Annotated in this window: 2 protein-coding genes; both read left to right on the forward strand. The window is 71.9% G+C overall.

What is annotated here, in order from left to right; genetic code table 11:
* Window positions 1-3,991 (forward strand): SDR family NAD(P)-dependent oxidoreductase (locus tag ACZ4V6_RS36380; RefSeq protein WP_467835526.1); only part of this gene is annotated, 3,991 nt, incomplete at its 5' end.
* On the forward strand, window positions 3,991-4,922 hold a 932-nt coding region (locus tag ACZ4V6_RS36385; protein WP_467835529.1), incomplete at its 3' end, for a beta-ketoacyl synthase N-terminal-like domain-containing protein. The genes ACZ4V6_RS36380 and ACZ4V6_RS36385, both read left to right, overlap by 1 nt.

Consider the following 4,922-nt stretch of genomic DNA (forward strand, 5'->3'; position numbering starts at 1 on the left):
CCAGAGCGGGGTGGAGTTCCTTCTGGCGCAGGGGCACACGGTGTTCCTGGAGTCCAGCCCGCACCCGGTCCTCACCGTCGGCATCGAAGAGACCGTTCACGAGAGCGCGGCACAGGTTGCCGTCCTGGGAAGCCTGCGGCGTGACGAGGGCGACCTCGCCCGGCTCGTCGCGTCCGCCGGTGAGGCCTGGTGCCGCGGCGTTCCGGTCGACTGGGCGGGCATGCTGGCCGGCGGCCGACGGGTCGACCTGCCCACCTACCCCTTCCAACGGGAGCGGCTGTGGCTGGAGTCGCCGCGCGCCCGCTCCGGGGACTTCAACGTGGCCGGGCTGGCCGAATCGGAACATGAACTCCTCCCTGCTGCAATAGAGTTGCCGGGAGGACAGTGGGTGTGGACCGGTGAGCTGTCGCTGTCCGCGTACCCCTGGCTGGCCGATCACCAGGTGCTCGGACAGGTCCTGGTCCCCGGTGTGGCCTGGGTGGAACTCGCCCTGCACGCGGGTCATCAGGTCGGTCACGGGTCGGTCGAGGAACTCACCCTCCAGGCGCCGCTCGTGCTCGGCGAGTCGGACGCCGTACAGATCAGGGTCGTCGTCTCCGACCCCGGCGAGAACGATCGCCGGGCGGTGTCGGTGCACTCGCGTGGCGCCGACCAGGCCTGGGTGACACACGCGGAGGGCTTCCTCACCGCGGGAGGGTCACAGCCGGAGACCATGGCGGTGTGGCCGCCCGCCGGTGCGGAACCGGTGGAGACCGACGGGTTCTACGAGCGGCTGGCCGAGGCCGGCTACCACTACGGCCCGCTCTTCCAGGGCTTGAGCAGGGTCTGGCGTGCAGGCGAGGAGCTCTTCGCCGAGGTCGGGCTGCCCGAGGGCGCCGACGTGGACGGCTTCGGCATCCACCCCGCCCTGTTCGACGCTGCCGTGCAGACCGCGGCCGCGGCCCAACCCGGCTCCGGCGAGACCAGGCTGCCGTTCTCCTTCGGCGACGCACAGCTGTTCGCGACCGGTGCCCGGTCCCTCCGGGTGCGGGTGTCCCCGGCCACTCCGCAGGGGATGGCATGGGAGGCGTGGGATACGACGGGACTTCCGGTCTTCTCCCTCGGGCACCTGGTGACCCGGCCGGTCGACCGCGTCCAATTGACCGTGAAGCGGACCGAGTCGCTGTTCAAGGTGACCTGGGACGAGGCCGTCCCCGTCGTCGGGCGTGCGACCGCCGCGCACGGCGTCGTGCTGGGCGACGACCCGTTCGAGCTCGGTGCTGCGCTGCGCGCCGCGGGTTGGGAGGTCGGGACCGCCGCGGATCCCACGTCCGCCGACGCCGTCACCGAGGTGCTGGTGCTGCCCTGCATGGGGTCCGGCGAGCCGGACGCGGACCTGCCCGCCGCAGTCCGGGCTGCCACCGCTCAGGTGCTGGGGGTCATCCAGCAGTGGCTCGCCGACGAACGGCTCGCCGACTCCCGGCTGGTGGTCGTGACCCGCAACGCCCTGCCGGACGACCTCGTGCACGGCCCCGTCTGGGGCCTGGTGCGCTCCGCCCAGACCGAGAACCCTGGCCGGATCATCCTGGTCGACCTCGACGACCACCCCGATTCGGTGGCCGTCCTGGCCGAGGCGGCCCAGTCCGACGAGCCGCGCATCATGGTCCGGGCGGGCCGGCCGACCGCCGCCCGGCTGGTCCGGGCCACGGCGCCCGAGCTGGTGCCACCCGCCGGAGCGGACGCCTGGCGGCTGGAGATCACCGAACCGGGTACGTTCGACAACCTCACGCTGGGCCTCTACCCGCACGCCGAGAAGCCCCTCGCCGACAACGAGGTCCGGGTCGCCGTCCACGCGGGCGGCCTCAACTTCCACGACGTGGTCGCCGCCCTCGGCATGGTCGACGACGACCTCACCCTCGGCCGTGAGGCCGCAGGCGTGGTCGTCGAAGTCGGCGACGCAGTACCGGACCTGGCCCCCGGCGACCGCGTGATGGGCATCCTGTCCTCCGGCTTCGGGCCGCTCGCCGTCACCGACCACCGCTACCTGGTCCGGATGCCCGAGGGCTGGACGTTCGCACAGGCGGCTTCGGTGCCCGCCGCGTTCCTGACGGCCTACTACGGCCTGTGCGACCTCGGCGGCATCCGCGAGGGCGACCGCGTGCTCATCCACGCCGCCGCTGGCGGCGTCGGCATGGCCGCCGTGCAGATCGCCCGACACCTCGGGGCCGAGGTGTTCGGCACCGCCAGCCCGCGCAAGTGGGGCGCGCTGCGTGCCCTGGGGCTCGACGACGCCCACGTGTCCTCCTCCCGCGCCCTCGACTTCGAGCAGAAGTTCCTGGACGTCACCGGTGGCAGGGGAGTCGACCTCGTCCTGAACTCGCTGGCCCGCGAGTTCGTCGACGCCTCGCTGCGACTGATGCCCGGCGGCGGCCGGTTCGTGGAAATGGGAAAGACCGACATCCGCCGACCGGAGCAGGTCGCCGAGGACCACGCCGGAGTCGCCTACCGGGCCTTCGACCTCGTCGAGGCCGGGCCCCAGCGCACCGGGGAGATGCTCGCCGAGATCGTCCGGCTCTTCGAAGCCGGCGAGTTCCGGCCGCTGCCGATCACCCAGTGGGACGTCCGCCGGGCACCGGAGGCCTTCCGGCACATCAGCCAGGCCAAGCACATCGGCAAGATCGTCCTCACTGTGCCCAGGCCCCTGGACACCGACGGCACGGTCATGGTCACCGGTGCCACCGGCACCCTGGGCGGCTTCATCGCCCGGCACCTGGTCACCCACCACGGTGTGCGACGGCTGTTGCTGGTCAGCCGCAGCGCAGAGCGCACGGAGCTGGTACAGGAACTCACCGGTCTCGGCGCCACCGTCACCTGGGCCTCCTGCGACCTCGCCGACGCCGCCGCTCTGGAACGGGCCGTGCGGTCCGTCGACGACCGGCACCCGCTCGTGGCCGTCGTCCACTCGGCGGGCGTCCTCGACGACGGCGTGATCGACAAGCAGAACCCCGAACGGCTCGACACCGTGATGCGACCCAAGGTCGACGCCGCCTGGAACCTCCACCGGCTCCTCGACAGCACCCCCTTGACCGACTTCGTGCTGTTCTCCTCGGCCAGCGGCGTGCTCGGCGGCGCCGGCCAGTCCAACTACGCGGCCGCCAACGCCTTCCTCGACGCGCTCGCTGAGCACCGCCGCACACAGGGGCTCGCCGGCCAGTCGCTCGCCTGGGGTCTGTGGACCGACCGCAGTACGATGACGGGACAGCTCGGCTCCACCGAACTCGCCCGCATTGCCCGCAACGGCGTCGCCGAGATGTCAGAGGCGGACGGCCTGGCTCTGTTCGACGCCGCGCGGGACAACGCCGAGGCGGTGCTGCTGCCCATGCACCTGGACGTCGCCAGGCTCCGGGGCCGCGGCGGCGAGGTGCCCGCGATGTTCCGCAGGCTGATCCGCTCCACGGCGCGCCGCACGGCCAGTACGGCGGTCAGCAGTGCCGGTCTGGAACAGCAGCTCGCATCGATGTCCGGTGCCGAGCGCACCGAGCTGCTGCTGGGGCTGGTGCGCGACCACGCCGCCGCGGTGCTCGGTCACGGCACCTCCGACGCCGTCTCACCCGACAGGCCTTTCCGCGACCTGGGCTTCGACTCGCTGACCGCCGTGGAGCTGCGCAACAGGTTCACCGCGCTCACCGGTCTGCGCCTGCCCGCCACAATCGTGTTCGACCACCCCACCCCCTCAGCGCTCGCCACCCATCTCGTCGGCCTGCTGGGCGCCGACACGCCGTCCCCGGCCGAACCGGTGCTGGCCGCCGTCAGCCGCCTCCGCGCGGACCTGCGGGCGCTCGCGCCCGACGCCGAAGGCACCGGTGACGTGATGATCCAGCTGGAGGCGCTGTTGACCGAGTGGCGCGAAGCCGTCGAAGGGCGAACAGCCGAGACGGCCCCGGGCGACCTGTCCACGGCCACCGACGAGGAGATCTTCGCGCTCGTCGACAGCGAGCTCGGGGAGTCGTGATGACGGCAGGGACGTCCGAGGACAAGCTCCGCGATTACCTGAAGAAGACGCTCACCGACCTGCGCACCACCAAGCAGCGGCTGCGCGAGACCGAGAGCCGGGGCACCGAGCCGATCGCGATCGTGGGCATGAGCTGCCGACTGCCCGGCGGTGTGCGGACACCCGAGGAGTTCTGGCAACTCCTCGACACCGGGACCGACGCCCTGGCCCCGCTGCCCACCGACCGCGGCTGGAACCTCGGCACGGCGTTCGACGACAACCGGTCGTACCGGCGCGAGGGCGGGTTCCTCTACGACGCGGGACGGTTCGACGCGGAGTTCTTCGGTATCTCGCCGCGTGAGGCGTTGGCGATGGATCCGCAGCAGCGGTTGCTGCTGGAGTGTTCGTGGGAGGCGATCGAGCGGTCCCGGATCGATCCGAAGTCCCTGCACGGCAGCCGCACCGGCGTCTGGTTCGGCACGATCGGCCAGGACTACTTCTCCCTCTTCGCCGGGTCCGGCGGCGAGCACGCCAACTACCTCGCCACGGCCTGCTCGGCCAGCGTGATGTCCGGCCGCGTGTCGTACGCGCTGGGTCTGGAGGGCCCTGCCGTCACCGTGGACACCGCGTGTTCGTCCTCCCTGGTGGCCATCCACTCCGCCGTACAGGCACTGCGGGCCGGCGAATGCGAGCTGGCCCTCGCCGGCGGCGTCACCGTCATGGCCACCCCGACCGTGTTCACCGCCTTCTCCCACCAGCGCGGCCTGGCCGACGACGGCCGCTGCAAGGCCTTCGCCGCCGGAGCCGACGGTACGGGTTTCGCCGAGGGAATCGGGATCCTCGCCCTGGAACGTCTTTCGGTGGCCCGGCGTAATGGGCGTCGGGTGTTGGCGGTGGTGCGGGGTTCTGCGGTGAATCAGGACGGTGCGTCGAATGGTCTGACGGCGCCGAA

Source organism: Streptomyces sp. NPDC029152 (genome assembly GCF_055564355.1).